This is a genomic window from Rohdeia mirabilis (assembly GCA_007750655.1).
GTDB lineage: Bacteria > Planctomycetota > UBA1135 > UBA1135.
The window spans coordinates 4,832,847-4,858,286 of the sequence record CP036290.1 but is presented as its reverse complement, the minus strand read 5'-3'; the positions used below and the strand labels follow the sequence as shown (position 1 = coordinate 4,858,286).

General features: G+C 69.7%; 21 protein-coding genes. 17 read left to right on the top strand and 4 right to left on the bottom strand.

Annotated elements, in window-relative coordinates:
- Nucleotides 1-108: 108 nt before the first annotated feature.
- Entirely contained in the window at nucleotides 109-447 is a 339-nt protein-coding gene (locus tag Pla163_RS18150; RefSeq protein ID WP_145192061.1) for a hypothetical protein, read from the bottom strand.
- A gap of 8 nt (nucleotides 448-455) precedes the next feature.
- Between Pla163_RS18150 and Pla163_RS18145 the strand changes: the two genes are divergently transcribed.
- Together Pla163_RS18145 and Pla163_RS18140 are read left to right on the top strand one after the other, a co-directional pair.
- Nucleotides 456-1,244, top strand: a complete 789-nt coding sequence (locus tag Pla163_RS18145; protein WP_145192058.1) for a methyltransferase family protein — start codon at nucleotides 456-458, stop codon at nucleotides 1,242-1,244.
- 118 nt (nucleotides 1,245-1,362) lie between these two features.
- Complete coding sequence (locus Pla163_RS18140) at nucleotides 1,363-3,336, top strand: hypothetical protein (protein WP_145192055.1); 1,974 nt, start codon at nucleotides 1,363-1,365, stop codon at nucleotides 3,334-3,336.
- A gap of 304 nt (nucleotides 3,337-3,640) precedes the next feature.
- Here Pla163_RS18140 and Pla163_RS18135 read toward each other — a convergent pair whose 3' ends face one another.
- Entirely contained in the window at nucleotides 3,641-4,324 is a 684-nt protein-coding gene (locus Pla163_RS18135; protein ID WP_145192052.1) for a hypothetical protein, read from the bottom strand.
- 116 nt (nucleotides 4,325-4,440) lie between these two features.
- Here Pla163_RS18135 and Pla163_RS18130 point away from each other — a divergent pair, with 116 nt between their 5' ends.
- A complete protein-coding gene (locus tag Pla163_RS18130; protein ID WP_145192049.1) occupies nucleotides 4,441-7,005 on the top strand; it encodes a protein-disulfide reductase DsbD family protein in 2,565 nt (854 codons plus the stop codon).
- 15 nt (nucleotides 7,006-7,020) lie between these two features.
- Nucleotides 7,021-7,254 carry a hypothetical protein gene (locus Pla163_RS18125; protein WP_145192046.1) on the top strand — a complete coding sequence of 78 codons (234 nt, stop codon included), beginning with the start codon at nucleotides 7,021-7,023 and terminating at the stop codon, nucleotides 7,252-7,254.
- A 109-nt stretch (nucleotides 7,255-7,363) separates the two neighbouring features.
- On the opposite strand, the gene Pla163_RS18120 is transcribed toward Pla163_RS18125, so the two are convergent.
- Nucleotides 7,364-9,541, bottom strand: a complete 2,178-nt coding sequence (locus tag Pla163_RS18120; protein ID WP_419186119.1) for an RNA polymerase sigma factor — start codon at nucleotides 9,539-9,541, stop codon at nucleotides 7,364-7,366.
- Nucleotides 9,542-9,778: 237 nt separating this feature from the next.
- On the opposite strand from Pla163_RS18120, the gene rpiA reads away from it, so the two are divergent.
- The 3 genes from rpiA (at nucleotide 9,779) to Pla163_RS18105 (ending at nucleotide 12,475) form a co-directional block, all read left to right on the top strand.
- Complete coding sequence (gene rpiA / locus Pla163_RS18115; RefSeq protein WP_145192040.1) at nucleotides 9,779-10,477, top strand: ribose-5-phosphate isomerase RpiA; 699 nt, start codon at nucleotides 9,779-9,781, stop codon at nucleotides 10,475-10,477.
- Nucleotides 10,478-10,571: 94 nt separating this feature from the next.
- Nucleotides 10,572-10,847: a hypothetical protein gene (locus tag Pla163_RS18110; RefSeq protein WP_145192036.1), complete on the top strand. Its 276-nt coding sequence runs from the start codon at nucleotides 10,572-10,574 to the stop codon at nucleotides 10,845-10,847.
- 176 nt (nucleotides 10,848-11,023) lie between these two features.
- On the top strand, nucleotides 11,024-12,475 hold the full coding sequence (locus tag Pla163_RS18105) for an NHL repeat-containing protein (RefSeq protein WP_145192033.1): 1,452 nt from the start codon (nucleotides 11,024-11,026) through the stop codon (nucleotides 12,473-12,475).
- Between the two features lie 165 nt (nucleotides 12,476-12,640).
- Here the strand turns inward: Pla163_RS18105 and Pla163_RS18100 are convergent, their stop codons facing one another.
- Nucleotides 12,641-15,544, bottom strand: a complete 2,904-nt coding sequence (locus Pla163_RS18100) for a YncE family protein (protein WP_145192030.1) — start codon at nucleotides 15,542-15,544, stop codon at nucleotides 12,641-12,643.
- 413 nt (nucleotides 15,545-15,957) lie between these two features.
- Here Pla163_RS18100 and Pla163_RS18095 point away from each other — a divergent pair, with 413 nt between their 5' ends.
- The 10 genes from Pla163_RS18095 to Pla163_RS18050 all read left to right on the top strand — a co-directional run bounded on the left by Pla163_RS18095 (nucleotide 15,958) and on the right by Pla163_RS18050 (nucleotide 25,433).
- The gene (locus tag Pla163_RS18095; RefSeq protein ID WP_145192027.1) at nucleotides 15,958-17,211 is read left to right on the top strand and encodes a flagellar hook-length control protein FliK; all 1,254 of its coding nucleotides are present in this window, start codon (nucleotides 15,958-15,960) and stop codon (nucleotides 17,209-17,211) included.
- A 41-nt stretch (nucleotides 17,212-17,252) separates the two neighbouring features.
- On the top strand, nucleotides 17,253-17,750 hold the full coding sequence (locus Pla163_RS18090; protein ID WP_145192024.1) for a flagellar hook assembly protein FlgD: 498 nt from the start codon (nucleotides 17,253-17,255) through the stop codon (nucleotides 17,748-17,750).
- A 36-nt stretch (nucleotides 17,751-17,786) separates the two neighbouring features.
- Complete coding sequence (locus Pla163_RS18085) at nucleotides 17,787-19,733, top strand: flagellar hook-basal body complex protein (protein ID WP_145192021.1); 1,947 nt, start codon at nucleotides 17,787-17,789, stop codon at nucleotides 19,731-19,733.
- A gap of 268 nt (nucleotides 19,734-20,001) precedes the next feature.
- Nucleotides 20,002-20,706, top strand: coding sequence for a flagellar hook basal-body protein (locus Pla163_RS18080; RefSeq protein ID WP_145192018.1), 705 nt, complete (start codon nucleotides 20,002-20,004; stop codon nucleotides 20,704-20,706).
- A gap of 73 nt (nucleotides 20,707-20,779) precedes the next feature.
- Nucleotides 20,780-21,553 (top strand): flagellar basal-body rod protein FlgG, encoded by a 774-nt coding sequence (gene flgG / locus Pla163_RS18075; protein WP_419186118.1) that lies wholly within the window; start codon nucleotides 20,780-20,782, stop codon nucleotides 21,551-21,553.
- Between the two features lie 13 nt (nucleotides 21,554-21,566).
- A complete protein-coding gene (gene flgA / locus Pla163_RS18070) occupies nucleotides 21,567-22,496 on the top strand; it encodes a flagellar basal body P-ring formation chaperone FlgA (RefSeq protein WP_145192012.1) in 930 nt (309 codons plus the stop codon).
- A gap of 21 nt (nucleotides 22,497-22,517) precedes the next feature.
- Nucleotides 22,518-23,150: a flagellar basal body L-ring protein FlgH gene (locus Pla163_RS18065; RefSeq protein WP_145192009.1), complete on the top strand. Its 633-nt coding sequence runs from the start codon at nucleotides 22,518-22,520 to the stop codon at nucleotides 23,148-23,150.
- Nucleotides 23,151-23,176: 26 nt separating this feature from the next.
- Nucleotides 23,177-24,541, top strand: coding sequence for a flagellar basal body P-ring protein FlgI (locus Pla163_RS18060; protein ID WP_145192006.1), 1,365 nt, complete (start codon nucleotides 23,177-23,179; stop codon nucleotides 24,539-24,541).
- Nucleotides 24,541-24,969: a rod-binding protein gene (locus Pla163_RS18055; RefSeq protein ID WP_145192003.1), complete on the top strand. Its 429-nt coding sequence runs from the start codon at nucleotides 24,541-24,543 to the stop codon at nucleotides 24,967-24,969. Before Pla163_RS18060 ends, Pla163_RS18055 begins: the two co-directional genes overlap by 1 nt.
- A complete protein-coding gene (locus tag Pla163_RS18050; RefSeq protein ID WP_145192000.1) occupies nucleotides 24,966-25,433 on the top strand; it encodes a hypothetical protein in 468 nt (155 codons plus the stop codon). Before Pla163_RS18055 ends, Pla163_RS18050 begins: the two co-directional genes overlap by 4 nt.
- The last annotated feature ends 7 nt before the right edge of the window (nucleotides 25,434-25,440 follow it).

Genomic DNA, 25,440 nt, shown 5'->3' with positions numbered 1-25,440 from the left:
AGGTGCTCGGCCATGTCGAGGGTACCGGGCGGGGGCCGCGGGGTTACGAGGCCGGCACGTCGCGTCCGCTCGGGATGGCTCCAGGAGGCGCCCCACGCTCCCGCGACGTCAGCGCTGCGACCCGTGCGCGGCCTCGAGCGCCTCGTCGACCGCGCGCGTGAGATCCTCGAAGTCGTCGTCGAGCAGCCTCGGCCGCAGCTGGAGCAGGGCCTCCCGCGCGCCGTCGTCGCCGCGCGCCAGACGCACGAGCAAGAGGCGTGTTTCGAGCGCGCCGACCTCGCGCGGCGCCCCACCACCGGCACGCGTGCGCTCGAGCGCGTCCTCGAACAGCGTCAGCGCCTCGTCGAGCTTCGCGCGCTGGGCGTAGAGCGAACGCGCGAGTCCCTGGGTGCTGCTGAGGTGCAGGCCGGACCCTTCGCCGAAGACCAGCGCACCGACCCCTTCCACCGATCGCCATGACGACCACGCACCACCCCGTCCGCACCCGGTCCTTCGCCCCGGCCCTCCACCTGTGCCTCGCGGTCTGCGCCTACGGGCTCGGCGTCACCGGCCTCGTCGCTCTGATCGTCACCAGCTTCGGTCTGTATTCCTTCCAATGGTCGCCCAACGTCGCCTCGACGGTGACGGGTGGCCTGCTGCTCGACGCCGGCCTCCTGGCCCTGTTCGGCATCCAGCACACGATCATGGCCCGCCCCGGCTTCAAGCAGTGGTGGACCGGCGTCGTCCCCGCGGCCCTCGAGCGCTCGATCTTCGTGGCCCTGTCCGGCGCGCTGCTGCTGCTGATCCTGTGGGGCTGGCAGCCGATGGGGGCAACGGTGTGGCAGCTTGATGCCAGCTGGGCGCGAACTGCCCTTTTCGTGCTCCAGGGGGCCGGTTGGACCTACCTGCTCGCCGCCACCTTCGCGGTCGATCACTTCCACCTCTTCGGCCTCACGCAGCCCTGGCGCGCGCTGAACGGCCGTTCGCCCGCCGAGCCGGTCTTCCGTCGGCGCCTCATGTACCGCTTCGACCGTCACCCGATCATGACGGGGGTGCTGGTCGGTCTGTGGGCGACGCCGCACATGCGCGCCGACACGCTGGCGCTCGCGGGGCTGTTCACGCTCTACATCGTCGTCGGTGTGGCGATCGAGGAACGCGAGCTCGTGCGCGCGCACGGAACGACGTACCTGCGCTACCGCGACGACGTGCGCAGCGTCGTGCCGTCGGTGCACGCGCTCGCACGTCGGGTGCGCGCCGACGTCTGACGAAACGCGTCGACGGCACACGTGAAGCGCAAGCACGCGCGGCGCAGAAAGTCAGTCATCGAGTTGTGCGCCGTGCCTCTGGTGGGATGGCCATGTTCGGTGCACACTGTGCCGACCGATGGATCCCGTTCACGCGCCCGAACTACCGACCGCTGGACGAGCCATCGACCTCGAAGGATGGGCGCGCTTCGCGCTCTCGGCCAACGGGGCTTCGAACGGACGGCGGAACGGCCACACGCTCGGGCGTGAGGCGTCGGGGGGTGACACGTCGGGGAACGTGCACCGCTCCGACGCGCACGAGACCCGAACGGCGTGGGGCGACGCGCAGGTCACGACCGGAGCCTGGGGGACGTCCGAGAACGCCGCGCACCGCACGGGCGAGTCCGCAACTCGTTCGAGTCGCTCGTCCGCCCAGCACCCGTTGGGCGACGACGTGGCCGACGTCCTGTGGCGCACCGTCTGGGACGCGTCCATCCACGAGGTCGATCGCTCGAGCGCAGCACGCAGCTGGTTCGACGACCTGGCCCTCGGCCGCGTCGTCCTGCCGGGGCACGTCGTCGTGCGCGCCGCGTCGTCCGCGTTCGACGGGCACGCGCCCTGGGCCACGGCCGCGCTCCACGGCGGCGGTCCGAGCCAGCTCCGACCGGTCGGCGCCGACGGTCTCGCCGAACTCTTGGCACGTCCGGCGGGCCCGCGCTCGTCCGGCATCGTCGTCACCGACCGCGCGCGCTGGATCCACCCGGCCCTGCGCGCCGCCGCCGTCGGTGTCGACGGCCCGCCGTTCGTGCACGGCTGGATCAACCTGGCGGCTTTCGTCGTGCCCGGGCCGCGCTCGGCGTTCGGTCCGCGCGCCGGCGGTCGCCCCGGTGGCGCCGTCGACTGGGTCGAGCTGCGCGCCGCCGTCCTGCGCGCCGTGCGTCTGTTCGACGGACTGCTCGACGTGCACGGTGGCTCCGGTCGCGCACCCGACGTCGACCTCGCCTGGCGTCGCATCGGCATCGGGATGGGCGGGCTCGGGCTCGCGCTCGAACGCCTCGGCATCGACCCGGGCAGCGAAGCGGCGGCGCTCCAGGCGCGTCGACTCGCCCTGTGCATCGACGACCACGCGCACCGCGCCAGCGTCGAACTCGGCAACGAACGCGGCGTGTTCCCGCGCTTCGGCGAGACGCTGTGGGCGCGCAAGGGCCTGCCGCGTCGCCACGGTCTGTGCACCAGCTCGTGGTCGAGCGGCGGACTGCTCGTCGCGAGTGGACTCGGCGAAGGCCTCGTCGCGTCCGACGTCGACGTGCCCCCCGCGCTGACCGACCAGCTGCGCGTCCAGCTCGAGTGCCAACGGGCGTTCGAGGGCGTCGTCGAGATCGAGTTGACCGTCGGACCCAACCACGACGCGCGCATCTTCCAGCGCGTGGCCGACGAGCGCGACCTGCAGTGCGTGCGCTGCATCGAGCCGCGCGCCGCGGCTTTCGAACGACGCACACCGGACGAGCTCGAACCGGCTCGCTTCCGCGCCGATCGCGGCGAGGGGCTGCACGGGTACGGCGATCCTGGATATGGCGAGTTCGGAAGCGTGCAGGAAGGAAGGGGCTCGAACGGCAGCTCACGGGACCACGACGGACCGAGCAGCCACCGCCAGGACGCCTGGGGCACGTCGGACTCCGGAGTCGCTCCGCGCGCCGACGACCATGGGAACGCGTTCTCCTGGGGGCGCAGCTCGACGTCCCACGCGGCCGGCGAGCCCGATTCGCCGGCGAGCTGGGGAACGCGGTCGGACGTGGTGCGCGAGTCTCCCGCGTACACGATCGCTCCGGCGCTGCGGCTCGTGGCGGAGACGGAACGCGGGCGCTTCAGCCTCGACGTGGTCTACGACGAGGACGGCGACCGCGAACTCGAAGTGGTGCTCGTCAAGGGGCCCGCGGGATCCGACGGTTGGCGACTGATCGAGCGCGTGAACAGCGAGCTCGACCGCGGCACCGGTCTGTCGGCCGCGCTGTCCGCCAGCGTACACGCCTGCCCGGCCGCGCCCGAACTGGCGCGCGTGCTGGCGGCCTTCGCCGAGCGCGATCGCAGCGTGTCCGGCGACGCGCGCTCCTGACGGTCGCGCGCGTCGGCGCGGCACGGTCCGAACGGTGTCGGTCGCGAGGGCCCGAGCGATCGGTGCGGAACGACCGGTGCGGAGGGATCGGTGCCGTGCGGATCGAGCGCCGCGACTCGAGCCGTGCCTTCCGAAGGCCGTCGCCACGCACCGCAGCTTCGAACCACGCCGCGCCGCGCGGGCCGTGCGTTCCGCTCCGCCGCGCTCGGCCCCGTGACGCGCGCGCGACATCGGTGCGCGACGTGCTCGGACCGGCGCATAGCGAGTGACGCCCGTAGGTCGTGCGGCCGCTCGCTCTCGCGCCTCAGCGCCGCAGGTCGGCCGGGTCGCGCCCCGAACGCAGGGCGTCGACGAAGCGCGCGGCCTCGGGCGGGAAGCTGTTCACGTCGAAGCGCTCGAACACGAGGCGCGCTCCGTCGCGGCGGCTCAGCGTCAGCCGATTCGCCATCAGCGAGATCTCGTACTCGCGCGGCTCGAGGCGCGGCTCCGCGACCAGGTCGCCGTCGAAGTTGTCGTGACCCATCACGGCCGCCATCTCGAGCGTCTCGAACGTCCCGATGCGCCAGTAGTGGGCGCCGGCTTGCACCAACTCGCGCGTCTCGCCGGTCAGTGACGCGTCGCTGACTCCGTGGGCGATCAGCGACAGCACGTGCTCGGTGACCACCAGGATTCCGCTCACGCGCACCGGCGGCTGGGCGGGCGGCGCGGGCCGCATCTCGGTCAGGCGCCAGGCACCCGGCAAGCCTGCGGAGAGCGCGGCGACCCGTTTGGCCTTGGCGCGCAGCACCGGATCGCGGATGGCGTCGGTCGGATCCTCGGACTCTCCATCCTGTGTTCCGCCCGGGTCTTCTTGCGAACGGGCGGCCGGAGGGGTCACGTCACCGGGTCCGGGCGCATAGACGGCGCCCGACCGAGGACCGAGGAAGGCGCCGAGTGCCGTGGCCACGAGCGCCGCCAGGGGGAGTCCGATCGCTGTGCTTCTGGTCATTTGCAGCGGGGCTTCCACGGACGCGCGACGCGACTCGTAGGCCCTCCACCTCTCAGCGCTACAGTAACGGGTTCACGCCCGCGCGCGTGCCACGCCGTCCGCCCACCCCGATTCGCATGAGCCCCTCGACCACGTGGGCGCGTCCGGCCCTCGCCGCGACCGCCTTCGCCACTTTCGTCGCGTCCGCCCTGGCCCTCGGGTCCGAGCCGAGCGCCGTGATCGAGCCGACCCACTGGACCGCCAGCGTCCAGGTCCCGGTCGGCACCGAGCTCTTCCACCGGGTCGTGGACGGCGAGGTGCGCGTGATCCTCGAGGTCGACGTGGACGACGGCTTCCACGTCTACCACCCGGTGGCCGGACCCGGCTTCGCGCTGCCGACCCAGGTGACGTTCACCGCTCCCGGCGTGACGTTCGGCGACGCGGTCTTCCCCGTACCCGACGTCGAGGTGCAGAAGGGTCTCGGGTCGAAGGCCATGCCGGACACCTTCGTCTGGGGGCACCACGGCACGTTCCACGTGCTGGCGACGGGCACCTTCGACGACGCGGCTGGAGCGGAAGCACTGGACGCGAGCGACGTGACCTACGAGCTCGAAGGCCAGGTCTGCGACGTGAACGGCTGCGTGACCTGGGAGGACGGGTACGAGAGCGAGGGCGATGGAGCCGGCGACGAGGTGGTCGACGCGCTCTTCGCGGACACGGACTGGGAGGGGCTGTACACCGGTTGGCCGTACCCGCTGGCGGCGCTCGAGTCCGAGGTGATGCGGGCGGTGAACACCGCGGGCGCCGATCCGGACGAGGTGCTGGCCGCTGGCATCGCGGCGGCGCGCGGTGACGGAGCCCCGACGCCCGCCGCCGTGCAGGAGGCGCCGGCCGCGAAGGCGCCCAAGCCGTTCACGCCCGGCGGCAGCAACTTCGGTGGTCTCGGTGGTTCGAGCAACAACGCCCACGCCGAGTTCTACCACCGCGTCGTCGGCGACCAGATCCACGGCGTGTTCGTGTTCGAGGTCGACGAGGGCTCGCACCTCTACCACCCCTTCGTCGGGCCGGGCATCGCACAGCCGACGGTGGTGACGCTCGAGGCGGCCGCCGTGCGTTGGAACGACGTGGTGTTCCCCGAGCCCGAGGCCGAGCCGCAGAAGGGTCTTGGTGCGGATGGCGCGGACGCGTTCGTCTGGGCGCACCACGGCACGTTCGCGGCCTACGTCACCGGGACGGTCGCGCAGGACGCGCGCGCGCCGGGACCCGACGACATCGCGATCACGATCGAAGGTCAGACGTGCGACGAGAAGGGCTGCGTGACCTACCACGAGGACCTGTCCAGCGAAGGCGACGGAGCCGGTGACGCCGAGATCGACGCGCTCTTCGCGGGCGCGGACTGGGACGCGCTGTACGCGAACTGGCCGCTGGATCTGGCGACGCGGGAAGCTGCGACCTACGTCGAGTTGGGATTGACGGCGCCCGCGATCGAGAAGGGAGTCGTCGAGCCCGCCGAGCCCGCCGAGGGTGGCGACGGAACGGGCGACGAGGAGGGCGACGGACTGCTGCAGCTGCTCCTGCTCGCCATCGGCGGCGGGTTGTTCGCGCTCGTCATGCCGTGCACGTACCCGATGATCCCGATCACGATCTCGTACTTCACCAAGCAGGCCGAGGCGCGCAACGGGCACGTCTGGCCGCTGGCGCTGGTCTACGGCGGCGGCATCGTCGGGATGTTCACCAGCATCGGCCTGATCGTTCTGTTGTTCGACGTCTTCGCCGACGCTCTGGGGCTGGCGAAGGGGGACGCGGGCTCGGCGATCATCCGGTTCGCGGTCAGTGGCGGCTTCAACCTCGCGATCGGGGTGATGTTCCTCTACTTCGCGCTCGTGCTGTTCGGAGCGATCAACCTGAACCCGCCCCAGTGGGCGATGGGGCTGGTCGGCAAGGCTCAGGGCAAGGGCGGCATCGGCGGCCTGTTCATGATGGGCGCGCTGCTGGTCGTGACGTCGTTCACGTGCACGGGCCCGTTCGTCGGCTCGATCCTCGGCACGGCGGCCCAACAGGGCGGTACGCGTGTGTTGCTGGGCATGTTCGTCTTCGGTCTGACGCTGGCGACGCCGTTCGTGCTGCTGAGTCTGGTGCCCGGGCGCGTCTCGACCATGCCGAAGGCGGGCGCCTGGATGAACACGGTGAAGATCGCCCTCGGCTTCGTCGAGATCGCCGCTGCGCTCAAGTTCTTCTCGAACGTCGATCTGGCCTGGAACTGGGGGATCCTGCCCCGTGAGCTGTTCCTGTGGATGTGGGCCATGCTCGCCCTGATCACGGCCGCGTTCCTGTTCGGCTTCATCAAGGTGAAGGGCGAGTCGGGCGAGATCGGGCCGGGGCGCATGGCGGTGGCGTCGGCGTTCGCCGTGCTGGCTGCGTACTTCGGTTATGGCGCCATGGGCAACCAGTTGGGGGGCGCGATGACCGCGCTCGCTCCGCCGTACTCGAACCGCGTGGTCAACAACCCGAAGATCGACGAGATCGAGCGCACGTTGGAGTCGATCAAGCGAGCCCTGTCACAGGGCGGCGATGGAGCGACGAGCTTCGGTGACCTGAAGGAGAGCGGCCCTGTCGTGATCGTCGACGACCTCGAGGCCGCGGCGCAGAAGGCGCAGGAACTCGGACGCGGACTGTTGATCAACTTCACCGGCCACATATGAGTGGTGTGTCGCCAAGTGGAACTCTCCGTGTTCCCGCAGCCGGCGGTCGCCGCTGCACTCTCCAACTACGTCGAAGCCCGCTACCACACCGACGACGACGCCACGAAGGCCGTCCAACTCGAGATGACGGGCACTCTGACTCAGCCGACGTTCGTGATCGTCGACCCCGTGACGATGGAGGTCATTCGCCAGGCGCCACAGCCGCTCTTGAGCGTGGAGAAGGCGCTGGCCTTCCTCGAGCAGGATTGATCGGTACGGCGTCAGGCACGCAGCTGCCACCTGCCCCCGACGACGCGGCGAATCGCAGCGTCTCGGCGCGGCAGGTGGCAGCTGCGTGCCTGACGCCGTACCGATCAATCTAGCGCGGCGCGGGCCAGGTCTGCACGATCCGCCACGCCAGCGAGTAGCCCGACTCGTCCTCGCCGATGAGGGTGAAGACGACGAGGTGGTCGTGACTGCCCGAGACGGCGGAGCGCATGGCGTAGGTGTGGCCGACGAGGGCCGAGGTGCCGAGGTCCAACTCGAACGCCTGGATGCGCTCTTGATCCTCGGGTGAGACGTATCGGCCCGTCTCGGGGTCCCGCGGAGCGAGCTGTACCAGGTGCAGGAAGGCGAGCGCCTCGCGCGCCGCTTCTGTGATGTGGGCGGGTTCCGCACCGCCCATGACCGCACCCAGCTCGGCGAACGGGACGATGCCCAGGTCGACGATCAGGCCGATGCTGCGCCCTGACAACCCGCTCCAGAGCAGGTCTTGTTCGAGGCCGAGCTCCGGCACGTCGTCCCAGGAGTTGCTGCACCGGACGAACGAGTAGTAGGCGCCGAAGTCCGTCTCCGGAACCAGCGCGTCCCACTCGCCGCGTTGGAGGATCCGCGCGAAGCCTGTCGACGGTGCGAAACTCGTGTCGTCGGGCCCGAGGGCCGCGAGATAGTGCTCACGGAGGGCGGCCGGCACTTCGAACAGTCGCTCGCGGGCGATCGCGCGGAGCGACGCGATGAAGCCCTCGAGGCCGGCGAGGTCCATGGCCGTCAACCAGGCGGGAACGACCTCGTCCAGAGCGGGGTGGCGCGAGGGCGTGTACGAACCGCGCCACTCGCCGGGGGTGGCGCGCGCATCGAGCGTCCGCCAGGTCAGCGTGCAGCCGTGGTTGTCGAGTGCTTCGACGCGGAACGCGACTACGTGGTCGGCCTCGTGGGGCTTGAAGCTGCGCAAGAGGTACGACGTACCGACCTTCTTTGGCTTGAACGACTGCGGGAGCGTGCGCTCGATCGCCCGGAAGTCCGAACCGTGCGCGGCGTCCTCGAGCGTGTAGTCGGCCCAGATCAGCTTCCAGCGCTCGACCGCATCGGGGGCGAGCCAGTTCGGCGCACCCCGTTCGCCCGGTACGAGGCTCTCGAGCCCCACGTCGCCGAGTTCGAGGAGGATGCCGAAGTCGTGGCCCGCGAAGCCGGAGCGGAACGCACCGCCTCGGAACGACAGGTCCGGCGAGGCGTCGTAGCTGTGCTGCTCGGTCGTGAACGAGAAGTACGCGCCGCCGCCCCGCATCGTCAGCAGGTTCTCCGACACCGAGCCGTCCAACAGGCGCGCGATGCCCGTGTTCGGCAGGGCGAGCAGTCCGCCCGCCGACGCCACCGTAGCCGGATCGGGCGTCAGCAAGACGTCGCCGATCGCGCGCTGGGTGAGGACGGCGTAGCGCAGCAGATCGGAGAGCGACGCGGCTGTGAGTTGCACGTCCGTCGGAACGGGCGCGTCGTCCTGCTCGACACTGCGGCGCTCGCTGGCGGTGTCCGTCGCTGCACCGGCGGCGAGCAGCGGCGCCGAGTGCACGGGCTGTGGCGTGTTCGGTACCAGCAGTCCGTGCAGCACTTCGGTGCTTCGAGTCGGTTCGGCCGCGAGGCCTTTCACGAGGACGACCGCCCCCAGGCCGACGATCACGACGCCGACCGTGGCCAGGGCGGCGGTGCTCGGTGCGGACACCGTCGTCGCTGTCGCCTTCGAATCCGGTGCGGCGAGCAACAGCCCTGCCCAGGCACTGCGTCCCCCCTCGAACTCGTTGTCCAGGCGGCCGCGCAGTTGTTCGTGAGCGCGACTGAGCTGGGACCTGACGGTGGCGGCGGAGCGCCCGAGCCGCTGGCCGATCTCCTCGGTCGAGAGCTCGTCGTAGTAGCGCAGCAGGACGACGGACGCGTACGGCTCGTCGAGCGCGAGGACCGCGTCGACGACTTCGCGCTGCGCCGAGAGCCGTTCGTGCGTGCGCGCGACGGACTCGACGGCTTCGGACCGAGCGACGTCGACCTCGCGTTGCCGCGAACGAGCGCTCGACCGGCGAGTGTCGAGCGCGAGGTTTCGGGCGACGCGACCGAGCCAGGCCCGCAGCATCGTCGTGCGGCGCGGCGGGTTGCGCAGCGCGCGCACCCAGGTCTCTTGCACGACGTCGTGGACGCGGTCGTCGTTGCCCAGAAGGCCACGGGCGACGGCCCGGACGAAGGCTTCGTGCTGGAGGAGGCGTTCGGCGGAGATGGTCGGGGTCTGCGTCATGGCGGCGAGCGTCGAGTCGGGGCGAGCGGTTCGACCCATGAACGCCGGTACCCGTCGGAGCGCGGCACGAAACCGAGGATTGATCGGTACGGCGTCAGGCACGCAGCTGCCACCTGCCGCGCCGAGACGCTGCGATTCGCCGCGTCGTCGGCGGCAGGTGGCAGCTGCGTGCCTGACGCCGTACCGATCAATCTAGCGCGGCGCGGGCCACGGGCTCCGGGTGCTACCCTCGCCGCCATGGACGACATCGCGCGCGCCAAGCAGGCGGCCGGACGACGGGCCGTGGGGTTCGTCGAGGACGGCATGACGCTCGGGCTCGGCACGGGCAGCACCGTGCGGCCCTTCCTGGACGGGCTGGCGGAGCGCATCCGCGCCGAAGGGCTCGTCGTGCGCGGCGTGCCGACCTCGGAAGCCACGGCCGCGATCGCCCGCGAGTTGGGCATCCCGCTCGCCACGCTGGCCGAGGTCGAGTCGATCGACGTCACCGTCGACGGTGCCGACGAGATCGACGGCCAGTTCGCGATGATCAAGGGCGGTGGCGGCGCGCTGTTGCGCGAGAAAGTCGTCGCGCGACTGACGGCGCGCGAAGTGGTCGTCGTCGATCCGGCCAAGGTGGTCGAGCGCCTCGGCACGACCTTCCGCCTGCCGGTCGAAGTCGTGCCGTTCGCGGTGCCGGTGATCGAGCGCACCCTGCGCCACCTGGGGCTCGAGCCGAGTCTGCGCGGCGCCGAGACACCGGCCGGCGGCTACCGCACGGACAACGGGAACGCGATCCTCGACTGCCACGTGCCGGGCGGCATCAGCGACCCGGCCGGCCTCGAGCGCGAACTGGCCTCCCTGCCCGGCGTGGTCGAATCGGGGCTCTTCGTGGGACTCGCCCACGTGCTCGTCATCGGGCGCCCCGACGGGACGAGCGAGGTTCGCGAGCGCACCTAGCGCTCCCTGACGGTGACCAGTCGACGCAGCGGGCGTCGGTGTACGGCACGCTGGTCCAATGTCTGGACCCCGCGACCCCGCGACCCCACCCACCATGAAGCACACGCTCCTCTCCACTGCTGCTCTCGCCACGGCGCTCGCTCTCACCGGCTGCGGCAACTCGATCACGAACAGCGAGGCCCGTGATGCGGTCGTCGGTCCGCCCCTGGGCTCGAGTGTCGTCGTCACCTACGGCAACGCCTCGACCGAGTGGCGACACGAGGGCACGCTCCGGGGGATCGGGCGGGAGTGGGTCGGCGTCGAGAGGGGATCGGGGTCCGTCCTGTGGATCCCTGCCCACTCCGTGCGCCTGATCGAGCAGACGGAGTAGATCCCGCGTCGTGGAGCTGGGCGTGACCGGCGGATGGAACTCCGCTTCTCGGCGGGACTTGGCATGTGAACTCGGCGCGGGCGTGGACATTCTATTGAGACTGCGTCTCAATTGCAGGGAGACGGGGGCCGCCGCTGGCCCACCCCAGAACGAACACCGACCGACACCGAACCTCCATGCGCCTAACACTCACCGGAGCGCTGCTCCTCTCCACATCGGGCATCGCCAGCGCCCAGGACTTCACAGCCACCTCGATCTTCGAAGGTCCGACACTCGACTGCTACGTCACCGACTCGGGCTCCGACACGGTCTGGCGCCTGTCCGACCGGAACCTCGACGGCGACTTCCACGACCCCGACGAAGTCGTCGCGTTCTACGACGAGGCGCTCGGTTCGATCGCCCTCGGCAACAACAACTCCGTCGCGGTCGCTCGCAGCGGAGTCGTCTTCATCAGTGACACGTCGTCCGACCTGATCATCGCGCTCGTCGACCTCGACGGGGACGGCACGGCGCACGGACCGGGCGAGCACACGGTCTTCTTCGACGGCGATCCCAGCGTGAACCTGTCCGGGATCGCGATGGAGTCGCCGAACGCCATCGCTCTCGATGCCGACGGTCGCGTCCTCGTCGCCGACGCCGACAACGGTTCAGGCGGCACGGATCAGGTGCTCCTCCTCGAGGATCTGAACGGCGACGGTGACGCGAACGACCTGGGCGAAGCGCGCGTCTACTTCGAACCCGACTCGTTCGGGAGCGTCGGCGACGTCATCCCCAACTCGATCGACATCCTCCCCGACGGTGACCTGCTCTATCTCGAAGGCGGAGCCACCGGCATCGTCGCCAAGGGCCTCTATCGCCTCAGCGACCTGAACGGCGACGGCGTGATCGACCCGTACTCGGCCGAGTTCGACGTGTACTTCACTCCGCCATTCCTGCCCGGAAACGCCTTCATGTGGGACTTCGGCGTGGCGCCCGACGGCACCGTCTACATCGCCGACTCGGGCAACGACGTGATCTGGAGGATGCGCGACCAGAACGGCGACGGCGGGATCGACAACACCGCCGAACTGGACATGTACTGGGTCGCGAGCGGCTCCAGCACCATCTGGACCGTTCAACCCACCGGCGCGGGCGAACTGCTCGTCGCCGAGTCGCAGTCGCCCGACCGGATCTTGGTCATGCAGGATCTCGACGGGAGTGGTTCGATCGACCAACCGGCCGAGACGCGCGTCGTGTACCAGGACGACGTGTCGGCGCAGGACATCTCGAATCCTCGCGGTCTGAGCTGGCGCCGCGCCCCCGCTCTCACTGCGCCGACTCGCGCGCGGATCGGTAGCGTCGTGCCGTTCGGGATCCGTGGTGCAGTGGGTGAACTCGCCGTCCTGTTCGGTTCGTTCGCGCCTCTGTCGACCCCGATCTCGCTTCACGAGTTCGGCCTCCTGGGGCTCGATCCGAGCTTCGCCACGGTCTACGCCGTGGTCGAGGTCGGTGCCGACGGAGCGGGACGCGGCACGCTCCAGGTTCCCGGTACTCCGGGGGCCGTGGGGCAGGTGCTCCGCCTTCAAGCGCTCGTGGGTTCGATCGCACGTCGATCACTGACGGCGCGGCACGACATGTTGGTGCGCTAACGGCGCTCGCGTTCGCGGGCGATACGCGACCACGCGCCATCGACGCGAGAAGCCCCCGTCGACTCGAGGTCGGCGGGGGCTTCTCACTGGGTGCGTCGCCCGGGGGCGGCGCGGGCCGATCACGCCTTTGAGCGCGACCGGCGGTCTATCGCGGGGTCGTCGAGCTCACAGGCTCGTGATGAACGCCAGGATCTTCTCGATGTCGTCGTCCACGTCGGTGGACTGCAGGCCGAGCTTGACCTTCGAGATGTTCGTGACGATGTCTTCGTGACCGCGCAGGTCGTGGAACTCGTTGTACCACTTGAAGGTGGTCGGGTAGCCCGCGTCGCCGTACTGCGCATCGAACATCTGGCTCTCAGGATCGATGATGTGGCGCATCGAGATCAGCGAGTGGTCGTGCATGTACGGGCCGGTCGAACTGGCACCGAGCTTCGTCGGGATCGAGAACAGCTGGTCGCCGCGGGCGAACACGCGCAGCGGGCTCTGCGGATCGAAGGGATCCTCGAGGCAGGGGTAGCTGTTCGGGTCGTCACGCGTGAAGTCGGACGCGGTGTCCGGGTACAGCGGGGTGTAGCCCTCGAGGTCCGAGTAGCCGTCCAGGTTCCGGTCGTTGTCCGGCACCATGTCGTCGTTCTCGTCCACGTTCACACCCGAGTTGATGTTGCGGACGTTCAGGCTGACGATGTTCTCGCGCAGGCTGAAGCAGTTGTTGTCCACGACGAATCCGAAGTCGAGCGTGTCGGTCAGCTGCGGGTTGAGGAAGTCGGCCGTGTAGCCGCGAACGTCGCTCGCTCCCGACTGGTCCGGGTGACACGTCGCACAACCGGCGGTCCGACCCAGGGGGTTGGTGCCGGTGTCGTTCGAACCGAAGAACAGGTCGCGTCCGATCGCGGCATCCGCGGTCAGGTCGCCCGTCGTCGCGTCGATGTGCGGGTTGAGCGGCACCGGAATGACGTGGTGGTAGTCGTTCAGGTTCATCTGCTCGGCGTCGGTGAAGATGCCGTGCCCGCCGTTCTCGCCACCGAACATCGGGCCGGTCTCACCGAAGTTGATGCGCGTGCCCTTCCAGAGCAAGAGACCGGTCGCCAGCGGACCGCCGTACACGGGCATCGTGCTGCGCGGGCCGTCGAGACGCTGCCAGACGATGCCGTCCTCGCCACCTTCGTAGTGGCACGAGGCGCACGAGTTGTTGAACTTGCCGGTGGTCTGCGGACGGGAAGCGTCCTCGAAGATCTCCTGACCCTTGCGCTCGCTGAGCGTCTTGAGGTCCGGACCGGTGTGCGTCGCGATCTGCGAACGCTCCTTGGTCATGACACCCGTGCGGAAGTCGACGCGGATCACCGAGAGGGTGCGCGTGACTTCGTTCTGGATGTAGAGCAGGGCGTCGTCGTTGGTGGTGCTGGCGTCGGGCTGCATCACCCAGCCGAGCGGCAGGTCGCCCATCGGCGTCGTCGTGTCGAGGCCGGCGCGCTCTTCGAAGTCGTAGCGGGGCGGGAAGACCGACATCAGACGCAGTCCGCCGGCGCGCCGCTCGAAGAGGAAGACGTCCTCGGAGCCGCGGTTCAGCATGAGGACGCGATCGCCGGTGCTGTTGAAGAGCGCCTTGCTCGGAAGGCCGGCGCGGCGACCCATCTTGCCTGTCTCGTAGCCCTCGGTTCCGAGGACGACCTGCAGAGCGTTGGTCAGCGCGATCGGCTGGCCGGGCTCGATGATCGCGGCCTGGACGTTGACGACCGTTCCGGCGAGGACCGGCGCGGTGCCGATCGGGAAGTTGCCGCCGCGAACCCCGTCGCCGAGGCCGGTGAGGGTGATCGGGCCCGTGAAGCCGATCAGCTGCGAGCCGTCCATCACGCCCGGCGCGGTGAACGGAGCCGGGAGCACGTCGCCGAACCAGGCGACCACGGTCGCGCTCGGCGAGGCACCGGTGACGCGCAGGCGCGCGGTGCCGCCGAGGACCGGGTTGCCGACGCCGCCGAGGGTCGCGATGCCCGTCGTGGTGCGGCCGTTCTGGTTCACGCCCAGGGGCACGTACTCGGCCGGGGTGTCCGTGTCGGCGAGCTCGTGGTGCAGGCGGCCCGACTTGTCACCGGGCTGGCCGAAGCTCTTGTTCTGGACGTCGAGGATCGTCAGCGACGGGTAGATCCGGTTCGCGAAGTCACCGTCGAGGCCCGGACCGAAGTCGTGACCGACGTCGTGGTTCGCGTTGGCGAGCTGCTGGGGGACCACCGCCAGGCGGCCGTCCGGCGACAGGGCGACGTCCGTGCTGAAGCGCGGCGTGCCCTGACTCTTGATGATCTGGACCGGGACCGGGTTGTTCAGCGGGTGGAACGGGTAGTCGTCCTGCTGGATCTTGGAGTCCAGGGCGATGGCCGTCGGAACGCCGGCGCCGTCGAGCGTGATGTCGAGGACCGAGATCCACGGCGAACGCAGGTGCGTGACGAACGCCTGGGTCGAGTCGGCGGTGATGGAGAAGCCGCGCGGCGTGCCGAGGTCCGGGATGCCGTCGAGGTCCTCGTCGAGATCGGCGACCGTCTTGCCCGGCGCGATGAAGTTGAGGTCCCAGTCGTACGCGAGGCGCGTGATCTCGGCGAACGTGGTCGAGTCGAGCACGATCATCTCGCCGGAGCGCTGGGCCGAGACGAGGAAGTACTTCCCGTTCGGAGCGAGCGTGATGCCGTAGGGCTCGGTGCCCACGTCGACGAGGGTGTCGACGACCGTCTTCGTGGCCGTGTCGATGACGCTGATGCTGCCGCGGACCTCGGAGCCGTTGAACGGCGTCACGAAGTTCGTCTCGATCGGCACGTTGCCGCGCTGGTTGACCACCAGGAGGTGGGCGCCGTCCGGCGTGAACGCCAGGCTGCGGGGCCAGACGCCGACGGTGATCTCGGACAGCAGCGTGCCGGAGGTCGTGTCGACGAGCGCGACGGAGTTGTTGTCGCGGTTCAGGGTCCAGACGCGCGCGGAGTCGACGGGGTCGACGGCGACGGCCTTCACCTGACTCTGGGCCAGACCCGGGGCTGCGAAGGCAGCGAGGGCGAAGGGCGCCAGAAGGAGTGTGCAGCGATTCATCGAAGTGGTGCTGAAGAGGTGAGGAACGGAGCCGCGGCGGGCCGAGACCGGGATGGGAGGGCCGGTGGTCGCCGCGGTGGAGCTCGGAGGGATCGATCGCGCCCGGTCGGCCCGGTTGGCGGGGGCCGACGACGCTCGAGAGCAGCCCTTCGGGGCGCTCGACCCCGTGGATGGGGCCAAGGAAACCGCAAAAGACTACCCGGAGTCCGGCCACCGTGGGGTGACGACGAGACTCCCGCAGTCTTGAGGCGGAAGAAGCTACCCACGGGTTCCGCAAAGTTGTTCCGCAGGTGCGAAGACAGTGCTCGGCCACACGGGGGCGGCCAGGAGGGGGCGAACGCTGCAAGTCCAGCTGAGTAGCCGTGTTGGGGGCTCCCTCGGGAGTTGGCACCCGGCTTGCGTCCACGGGGGGCATGACGAGTTCCCAGACGCTCATCCCTGCGGGTGACGGATCGGTCGGCACGGACCGTTCCGCCAACCTCCGTTCGGCCGCCAACCGCGGTCGGACGGGGGCCGTCGGAGCGTCCCAGGACGAGTCCCAGGCCTTCTCGAGGCGCCTCGAGGAAGCCGGCGAACGCCGCCGCTCGCGCACCGAGGTGGAGCGCGACCGCGACGAGGCGGACGGTCCGGATCGACCGGATCGCTCGGACGCCGACGACTCGAAGGTGTCCGTCGGGGTGCACCAGGGGGCCGAAGAGGGCGTCCAGGCCGCGGGGGAGGGGGGTCCTGACCCCTCCGCCGCTGCGGACCGCCCGACCCGCGACGACGAAGCCGAAGACGAGGCCAGCGGCGTCCCCGGCGCTCCTTCCGCCATCGTCGACGAGCGACCCGTCGGCGCTGGCACGGTCGCCGAGGGCGTCGACGCCGCGGGGGCCAGCGCCGCCGCGTCCGTGGCTCCTCCGGCCGTCGGCAACGTGGCCGTCGGCGACCGCGGGGCCCGCGCGGAGGCCTCGAAGACACCGACCTTGCCCGGAGTCGCCGCCGCCTCGATCCAGGGCGCGTCCGGGATCCAACCGGGCCAACCGTCGACCGGAACCGGTGGCGAGCCCGACCCCGGCCTCGACGGCGAGGCGCTGGCGGACGACGGCGCCGAGGTGCTCCTCGACACCCGCGCGGACCGTTCGGTCGACGGCCGAGCGACGACCACGAGCGAGCGCGGACCGAACGGCACCGACGCCCTGCGCGCCGACGCCGCCGCGCGCACGGCTCCCGTTCCGACCGACGCGGCCGCCACGGCTCGCCTCGCCCAACTCAACGACCGCGCCGCCCAGGCGCTCGATCAGATCCGCGTCGCGATCCACCCCGGCATGCGCCGCATCTCCATCGCTCTGACGCCGATCGATCTCGGTCGCGTCGACGTGCGCATCGCGCTCGAGGGCGACGGCCTGGTCGCACACCTGCGAGTGGAAGCACCCGAGACCTACCAGGCCCTCGAGCGCCACCTGCCCGAACTGCGCGCGAGTCTCGAACGGGCCGGCCTGGACGTGACGCGCCTCGACGTGTCCCAGGACGCGCCCGACCCGAACGGTCGCCGCGACGGCTCCGACGGCGGGCGCTCCGAAGCGCGTGCTCGAACGAACGCGAGCGACGCCGACGAACACACGACGGCGAGCGTCTGGTTCCGACCGAACACGCTCACCGATCGAAGCGTGGACACGCTGGCTTGACCGCCGCTCGTCCCACCGCACACCCCTACCCAACCGAACCGATGGACATCGACGGCATCTACGCGGACTCCGCAGCCAGTCAGATCACGACGAAGGGCGACGCCAACCTCGACCGTGACGCCTTCATGCAACTCCTGGTGACGCAGATGCAGAACCAGGATCCTCTCGAACCGAAGGGTGGGGAGGAGCTGTCGGCACAGCTCGCTCAGTTCTCCTCGCTCGAGCAGATGGAGCAGATGAACGAGAACCTGACGACGATGGTTCTGCTCCAGCAGTCGAACGCACTGTTGTCGCAGCTGTCGGAGAGTTCCGCCCTCATCGGCAAGGACGTCACCTGGTCGGACCCCGACCTGGGCACGAGCGGAACGGGGACGGTCGAATCCGTCCGCCTCGCCGAGGGCCTGACGTTCCTCAGCATCGACGGCCAGGACATCCCCCTCTACTCGATCACCGAGGTTCTGGGCGATGCCGACGCCGCGGCCGACGCGGTCGCCGACGGCACCGACACCGAAGATTCGACCTCCTCCGACTCCAACTGATCCCACTCCCCGGGACCCCCTCGCGAACGCACCACCATGTCCAGAGCTCTACTCTCCGCCCTCGGCGGCCTGCGCGCCCACCAGGATTGGATCGACGTCATCGGCAGCAACCTGGCGAACTCGAGCACCAACGGCTTCAAGTCGTCGCGCGCTCTGTTCTCCTCGATCCTGAGCCAGACCCTGCGTGAGGGCTCGCCGCCCTCGAACACGCTCGGCGGTACGAACCCGATGCAGATCGGTCTCGGCACCAGCCTCTCCGTCGTCGACCGCGACGTGACCCAGGGCACGCTGGGCTTCACGGGACGCACGTTCGACCTGGCGATGCGTGGGAGCGGCTTCTTCGCCGTGTCCGACGGCCAGCGCAACCTGTACACCCGCGTCGGCGCCTTCGGTCTCGACGCCGACCGCAACATGGTGGACCAGCGGACGGGCTTCCGCGTGCTCGACGACACGGGCTCGCCGTTCCGCATCGACACCGATGCGAACGTCGCGCCCCGGGCGACGAGCGAGGTCAACATGATCGGCAACCTGCCGGCCGAGGTCGGCGGTCCGCTGGCTGAGATCCTGAACACGTCGAACGGCATCAAGGACGGCACGTCGGCTCTTCTGACCGGTTCGGTCGCGCCGCCCGGTGGGATCCTGACCGGCCTCACGCCGAGCACGACCTACTCGATGACGATCACGGCCAACGGCAGCGCAGCGCAGACGATCGCTCTGACCAGCAGTGCGACCGGCGAGATCCAGATGACCGACGTGGTCAACGAGATCAACACCAACGTCAACGGTGTCACCGCGATGCTCAACGGTGCGGGCCAACTCGAACTGACGAGCGACCGCACCGGTGAGGCGTCGACGATCCTCGTGACGCCCGCTGCGACCGGTACGGACCTGGCTTCGACCCTCGGCCTGCAGAACGGACTGCAGTCCGGAACCGAGTCGACCGCCACGGCTCTGACCGCGCTCAACGCGATGCCCTCGAACCTCGTCGACTACGTGGACGGCGACCAGATCACCGTCTCCGGCACCGACGCCGACGGATCGGTCGTCAGCGCGACCTTCACCTACGGCGCCGCGAACGACGGCACGACCGTGGGCGACCTGGTCGCCTTCCTCGACGGCTCGTTCCCCGAGTCGACCGTCGCGTTCGACGCGGCGAGCGGCCAGATCTCGGTCACCGCGAACGAGGGCGGCGAAGCGGCGATGGCGTTGGTCCTGACCGACGGCGCGGCCAACACGGGCTCGGCGAACTGGGCCGCGAACGCCTTCTCGGTCTCCACCCAGGGCACCGGTCCCGACCTGGTCGAGACCTCGATCCAGGTCTACGACAGCGCCGGTCTCGGCCACATCGTCAACTTCACGCTCGAGCGCATCGACGACAACTCGTGGCAGATGAGCACGTCACTGCCCGACGGCTCGGGCGTGATCCTGAACGGTGGGACGACCACGGTGACCTTCGCCGACGACGGGACTCTGCAGGGCAGCGGCGCATCGGCCGTGACGGTGCAGTTCACCGGCTCCGGCGCGCAGTCCATCGACCTGTCGTTCGCCGGTATCGACTCCGTCCAAGGTGTCACGCAGTTCGGCGGCGCGACCTCGCTGGTCGCCGACTTCCAGGACGGCTACCCGGCCGGATCGTTGTCGAACCTCTCGGTCAACGCGGACGGTTCGGTCACCGGCTTCTACTCGAACGGACAGACCTTCGACCTCGGACAGTTCGGCGTCGCCACCTTCCCGAACGAGCGCGGCCTGTCGGACATCGGCAACGGCTTCTTCGCGGAGTCCGGCAACAGCGGTCAGCTGCGCCTGGGATCGGCGGACTTCGGCGGCGTCGGCGAAGTGGTCGGCGGCGCGCTCGAGGAGTCCAACGTCAACACGGCCGAGGAGTTCGTGCGCCTGATCCAGGCCCAGCGCGGCTTCCAGGCCAACGCGCGGATCATCTCCATCCAGGACCAGCTCCTGGAAGAGGCCGTGAACATCATCTGATCCTTCGGTAGCGCGTACTTCTCGGCGCGCGGCCCCCCCTCTCAGCGCGAGCGACCCGTCGCCGGCCCCAGGCCGCGGCGGGTCGCTCCTTCGATTCGCGGCGCACTTCTTTCCGCCCTGGAAGCACTGGCCCGGTGCTCCCTGCACGGGGGCGGAAAGTCTTTCGCTCCGCGAGCGCGCGACGTGGTTCGCGGGCTCACGAACGGGCCTCCCCAGTGGGTTCCGAGCCGTTCTGCCCACTTGGCATCCCGCTTGCTCCACGGGAGGCATGAATCGCGGTCTCTACTCCGCCATCTCGGCCATGCGTGGCTCGGAGAGGGCGATCCAGTTCTCGGCGAACAACCTCGCCAACCTGTCCACGCCCGGCTTCAAGCAGACCCGGACCGTGTCGGAGCAGTTCCTGGCTCTGACCGACCACGGCGTCGACATCGCGCGCGGCACGGTCGGATCGATCGACTTCTCCCAGGGGCCGATCGACGAGACCGGCAACCCGTTCGAGCTGGCCCTGGAAGGCGATGGGTTCTTCGCCTTCGAGAGTCCGTCGGGCGAGGTCCTCTCGCGTCAGGGGCGCCTCGTCGTCGCCGAGGACGGAGAGCTCGTCAGCCCCGACGGCCTGCCCATCGCCTGGGAGGAACGGCGCGGCCCGCTCGACCCCTTCAGCACCGACTTCAGCGTCCGCGAGGACGGCGTCGTCAGTCAGGACGGTCGAGAGCTCGGGAAGCTGCGCCTCGTGGACCTGCAGGACCGCAGCACGCTCGTCGCGCTGAGCAACGGCTACTACCGCGCACCGCTCGACGCCGTCGAGATCAACGCCACGGCCGTCATCCACCAGGGCGCCGTCGAGAAGCCGAACGTCTCCGGCATCGAACAACTCGTCGAGATGGTCGCCCAGCAGCGCTCCTACGACGTGGCGTCGCGCAGCGTCTCACTCATCAGCTCGAGCTACGAGCGACTCAACCGACCGAACGCCTGATCGCGGCCCACCCGGCCCCGTCGATCGAGCACCGAAGAACACGCCTATCCCCCCGAAGATCATGATTCGAGCAATGCGAACGGCTGCGAGCGGAATGCTCGCGCAGCAGATGCAGGTGGACTCGCTCGCGAACAACATCGCGAACTCCAACACCGCCGGCTTCAAGCGCGACCACGTCGCCTTCAAGTCGCTGCTCTACCGCACCTACCGCGATCCCGGTGCGCTGACGGGTCAGAACTACGCCACGCCCACCGGTCTCCAGATCGGTTCGGGCGTCGAGATCGGAAGTTCGATCAAGCAGCACCAGCAGGGCGACATGGACCCGACCGGCAACGAGCTGGACATGGCCATCAACGGCCCCGGGTTCTTCCAGGTCTCGCTCGGCAACGGCGAGTTCCGCTACACCCGCGACGGCTCGTTCCGCCGCGACGCGACCGGTTCGATCGTGACGGTCGACGGCTTCTACCTCGAGCCGCGCGTCCAGATCCCCGAAGGCGTCACGGGCCTGACGATCGGCGCCGACGGCACGGTCTCGGGCATCACACCCGGTGGCGATGCGGCGCGCTTCGACGAGATCCTCCTGTACGTGGTTCCGAACCCCGCGGGCATGAAGGCGTCGGGCGCCAACTTCTTCCAGACGACGGCCAGCTCCGGACAGGCCGTCCAGCGCACGGCCGGTGCCGACGGTGCGGGCTTCATCCGCCAGGGCGCGCTCGAGCGCTCGAACGTGCTCGTGGTCGAGGAGCTGATCGAGCTCATCCAGGCCCAGCGCAACTACGAGGTCAACAGCCGGACCATCAAGGTCGGCGACGAGATGCTCCAGCAAGTCAGCCAGCTCATCAACTGATCGGAACGCCGCCATGATTCTCTGTGCACTCCTCCTCGACGGCGCTTCGATCGTCCTGTCCCCCGACGCGTCCGTCACCGGCAACTCCATCGAGCTCGGCGAAGTCGCGACGATCACGGGCGTCGACGAGGCCACGCGAGCCACGCTGGCCGCGATCGACCTGGGCTACTCGCCCTCGCCGGGCTACTCGCGCCTCCTCTTCGCCGAGCGCGTCGCCCAGGCGATCACGCTCGTCCAACCTGGATTCGTGTTCGAGATCACCGGCTCGGCCACCTGCAAGGTCCAGCCGATCACTCGCATCGTCGAGAGCAGCCAGATCATCGACGTCGCTCGCCAAGCGCTCGCCGCGGCGGTGACCGGTGGTCGCACGACGTTCGAACTGCAGCAGGGAGTGGTCGACGTCGAAGTGCCCGAAGGTGGCAGCGATCCGGTCGTGCGCGCCTCGCTCAACTCGGCCGACGTCCGAACCGGCGTTCAGTCGGTCACGGTGCGCGTCGAGGTCGACGGCCGTGCCTACGCCACGCGCCAGGTCCACTTCCGTGTCCAGCGCTGGGAGCTGGTCGCCGTGCTCGAGCGCTCGATCCCGTCGGGGACGGTCATCACGGCCGACATGCTCGAACAGCGTGAAGTGCTCGTCCCCAGCTCGCGCACCGACTCGGCTCTCACCAGCTCGATGTTGGTCGGAGCCGTGGCCGCTCGTCAGCTCGAGGCCGGCCGCGCCCTGGTCGGTCTCGACGTGCACCGTCCGCTCGCGGTCGAAGCGCAGGCGCCGATCATCGTCGAGGTGCGTCGCGGTGCCGTCAGTGCGCGCGCCGCGGCGATCGCACTGCAGGGCGGCGCTCTGGGCGAGCGCATCCGCATCCGCATCGCCGACAGCAGCCGCGAGATGTTCGGCATCGTCGAGAGCCGCAGTCTCGTCGTCGTCGACCTGGGCGCCAACTGAACCGCCGATCACCGAACAACCATGCGAAACCTCCTCAGCCTCCTTCTCACCGTCCTCGTCGCCGGCGGCGCGTGCGCGATCGACGCCGCGGCCCAGAACCGCCCCGGCTCGCTCTACAACACGGCGCACGGCCCCGTCGGACTGATCCAGGACAAGACCGCGCGGCGCATCGGCGACCTCGTCACGGTCGTGATCGTCGAGACCGCCGACGTCAGCAGCGAAGACTCGGCCGACACGTCGAAGTCCACGTCGCTCAACTACGAGATGACGAATTTCGACATCAAGCCGGACGCCTTCTCGCTACTGCCCTCGCTCGGCGCCAACTCGAGCGACTCCTTCTCCGGCTCCTCGCAGGTCGACAAGCGCGACTCGTTCGAGGCACGCATCACGGCCATGGTCGTCGACGTGCTGCCCAACGGGAACATGGTCATCAGCGGGCGGCGCGAACTGCGCATCGAGAACCAGGTGAAGCTCATCGAGTTCTCCGGCGTCGTACGCCGCTACGACATCGCCAGCGCGAACACCGTGCCTTCGGCGCTCGTGGCCGACGCGCGCATCTCATACGTCGGCGCGGGTCCCGCGACCGTCTCGACCCAGCGCACCGGCCTGGGCTCCTGGATCTACAACGCCCTCGACTGGCTCTGGCCCTTCTGATCCGCCTCCTCCGAAGGACCGATCCCATGAAACTCATTCTCTCCATCCTCTGCGCCGTCGCGTTCAGCGCGAATCCGCTCGCGGCTCAGGACGCCTCGTGGCCGCTGGCCGATGCGCCGCGCCCGACCGCCGCACCGGTGCGGACCCAGGCCCCCGCGCCGGCTCCCGCGCCCGCGGCCCAGGACCCGTCGCGCCGTCCCGTCGCGGACCCGAACCTGCCGAACTACGCCGGCTACCCGCTCTACGGCGGCGTCGAGGCGCCGCGTCAGCCGGTGTGGTCCTCGAGCTCGACGGTGCGCGTGGTCGAGCGCCCGCTGCGCGGTGAAGCTCCCGGCCGCAGCGGCCAGATCCGCGTGCGCATCCGCGACATCGCGATCATCCGCGGTCAGGAGACGAACGTCGTCCAGGGCGTCGGGCTCGTGATGGGCCTCGACGGCAGCGGTGACTCGGGCAACGCGATGACGTTCGCGCTGAAGAACCTTCTGAACACCCAGAACTTCAACCTGGAGCCGAGCCAGATCGCGTCGAACAACGCGGCCGTGGTCTGGGTCCAGGCGACGCTCCCCCCCGGCGTGAAGCCCGGACGCCACCTCGATGCGCGCGTCTCGTCGATGTACGACGCCGAGGACCTGACCGGCGGTTCGCTGGTGTGGTGCGAGCTGTTCGCGCCGGGTTCCGAAGACGTCTACGCCACCGTGGCCGGGCCGATCACGACCGGCGCGCTCAGCGCGAGCGGCGACGGTGCATCGGCCCAGCGCAACCACCCGACCGTCGGCATCGTGGCCCAGGGCGCCAAGGTCGAGCGCGAGGTTCCGAGCCAACTCGTGACGGACCTCGGCTTCCTGCACCTGGACCTCAAGTCGTCCAACGGGTCGTTCGGCAACGCCGTCCGCATCGCGAACGCGGTCGACACGATCTTCCCCGGTTCCGCCGTTCCGATCGACGCGATGACGGTGAAGATCGCCGTGCCGCGCGAGGTCGGAGAGGACCAGCGCGTCTACTTCATCAACGAGATCCTCCAGACCGAGTTCGTGCCCGAAGCCTCGGCACGCGTCGTCGTCAACGAACGCACCGGCGTCGTCATCCTCGGCGAAGAGGTGCGGATCGGTGCCGGCGGCATCACCAAGGGCAACCTCACCGTGACGGTCTCCGAAACGCCGGAGACGAGTCAGCCGGGCCCGTTGAGCAACGGCACGACCGAGAACCAGCCGCGCACGAACCTCCTCATCGAGGAGGAGGAACGCCAGCTGTCGATCATCAACGGCGCCGCGACCCTCCAAGAGGTCGTCGAGGTGCTCAACGTCCTCGGTGTGACGCCCCGCGACATGGTCGGGATCCTCCAGGACCTCTCGCGGGCCGGCATGCTCCACGGCGAGCTGGTGGTGATGTGATGCGCGACGGACTCTCAGGACTCGGTGGAGCTGGTTCCGCCCTCGGCGTCGACGCGGCGCTCGCCAACGGCGCCGCCCAGGCCGACAAGGTCGCGAGCCTCGCCAACAGCGCCCGCGACATGCAGTCGCCCGAACGCGTGGCCGAAGCGGCGCGCCAGTTCGAGTCGTTGCTCGCGACCATGCTCGTCAAGGAGATGCGCGCCGGACTCGAGGAGGGCTTCTTCGGTTCGGGCCCCGGTGCCGACACGTTCTCGTCGATGCTCGACGAGAACCTCGGCAACGAGCTCGCGAAGCGCCCGCTCTTCGGGATGACCGAACTGCTCGGAGGCATGGCGCGTGCTCGCGTCGAAGCCGCTGCGAACGCCGCCGCGAACGCCGGCGCCGATGCGGCCGCCAATGGCGCCGCCACGGACGAGGTGGGCGCATGAACCCGCGCTCCCTCCTGCCTCGGCTCGAAGCCTGGGCCCAGGAAGAACTCGGCGTCCAGCAGCGCCTCGAGGCCGCGTTGATCGCCCACGAGCAACAGCTCGGCAGCGGTTCACCCGAGGACGTCGAGGCGTCGCTGCGCGGACTGCAGGGGCTCGACGCCCGCGGTGCAGCACGACGGCGCGAACTCGACCGCACCCTGCGCGAGCTGGCGGCGGCCTGGGGACTCGCGGCGGGAACACTCACGCTCGGCAGCGTCGCCGAGCGTTTCGGACCGGACGGCGAAGGACTCGGGCGGCTGCGCGTGCAGCTGCGCGCGGCCTGCGAAGCGGTCCAGGCGCGCTCGCGGCGTGTCGCGCTCGTCGCGCGACAGCAGCGCGAGATCGTTCGACTCGCGCTCGACACCGTCCTCGGTCCGCAGGGACTCGACGGCGAGCGCGGCGTACTCGTGGACTCGAGGGGCTGACATGGGA